Source organism: Thermoanaerobacter sp. A7A, assembly GCF_000445185.1.
Taxonomy (GTDB): domain Bacteria; phylum Bacillota; class Thermoanaerobacteria; order Thermoanaerobacterales; family Thermoanaerobacteraceae; genus Thermoanaerobacter.
Genome location: NZ_AVAF01000077.1, coordinates 1 through 1,027, shown reverse-complemented (window position 1 = coordinate 1,027; position 1,027 = coordinate 1). Strand labels below are relative to the sequence as shown.

The following is a 1,027-nucleotide window of genomic DNA, read 5'->3' as shown; positions in this document are numbered from 1 at the left end:
GTAAGTCTTTATTTTTCATGGGCTTAAACTCAATCCACATCATCTTTCCCCTGCCTTTGCTCCTCAAGATATTTTTTAATTCTTGGATACAGGAATTGAGCAAGAGGTCTATAAAATTCATCTTCATTTACTTCTTCATAGCCAACTATTTCTTCGCTTACAGGAGTAAAATCATCTGCCATAAGTTTTTCTCTTGTTATCACAGTTCTTACAATTGCAACTTTCATGAGAATCACTTCCTTATCAGTTTTTGTTTCTGATGTATGTAAAACTGGAAGAAATAAGGGTATAATAGAGGTATGAAATTGGCTTTATTGCCTTTGGTCTTTTTCATTAACTTCAGTTAATGCATTTGGCAAAAGAATTAGTTTATCATAATCAATGCCATTATTCTTGCAGTAAACAATAAGCTTACCGAGAAATTTTGCACCAGCATTACTATTACTTTCTAATATTCTATAAAGTTGCGCTGGACTTACATTAAGAGCTTTTGCCATTTTGTTATAATTTCCGTTAAATTTTTTGATTAATAACTCTTTTAGAGCTACTTTATTGACATTCATTTTTTCATCTCCTGTGTTTAATGTAGTCAATGTTGTTTACAGTTAATACTATACCATATTTATTACATACAGTCAATACTTTTTTATAAAAATTCTCTTACATTATTGATTGCAGTCAATACTTAGTATAAAATCTTAAACAAGAGGTGCATAAAGAATGGGTAATTTTGATAAGAAAAAGTTTGCTGAGTTACTAGCATTAGCAAAAGGTAATAGATCTATAAACCAATATGCTTTACAATGTGGTGTTAGTTCAGCACATATTTCCAGGTTGTTAAGAGGATTAGTTGATACTCCTCCGAACCCTGAAACAATAAGAAAATTTGCCAGTAAAGCACAGAATAGTGTTACATATGAAGAATTAATGGAAGCTGCTGGCCATATTAATTCATCTTCTCAAGCCATTAAGCAAGACCAGCCCCATGAATGGCAACCAAAGCTTACGGAGAAAGATGAAAAAGATA

General features: G+C 31.6%; 3 protein-coding genes. 1 reads left to right on the top strand and 2 read right to left on the bottom strand.

Annotated features, from left to right (window positions below):
• Positions 1–29 precede the first annotated feature (29 nt).
• Together M663_RS0104590 and M663_RS0104585 are read right to left on the bottom strand one after the other, a co-directional pair.
• Positions 30–227: a hypothetical protein gene (locus tag M663_RS0104590; RefSeq protein ID WP_006569696.1), complete on the bottom strand. Its 198-nt coding sequence runs from the start codon at positions 225–227 to the stop codon at positions 30–32.
• Between the two features lie 84 nt (positions 228–311).
• The gene (locus tag M663_RS0104585; RefSeq protein ID WP_029688108.1) at positions 312–563 is read right to left on the bottom strand and encodes a hypothetical protein; all 252 of its coding nucleotides are present in this window, start codon (positions 561–563) and stop codon (positions 312–314) included.
• A 157-nt stretch (positions 564–720) separates the two neighbouring features.
• On the opposite strand from M663_RS0104585, the gene M663_RS0104580 reads away from it, so the two are divergent.
• The coding region (locus M663_RS0104580) for a helix-turn-helix domain-containing protein (protein WP_029688107.1) at positions 721–1,027 on the top strand (307 nt) is incomplete at its 3' end.

Bases quoted from the DNA above. Each gene is read 5' to 3' on its own strand.
- M663_RS0104590 (WP_006569696.1), bottom strand. From the start codon at position 227: ATGAAAGTTGCAATTGTAAGAACTGTGATAACAAGAGAAAAACTTATG.
- M663_RS0104585 (WP_029688108.1), bottom strand. From the start codon at position 563: ATGAATGTCAATAAAGTAGCTCTAAAAGAGTTATTAATCAAAAAATTT.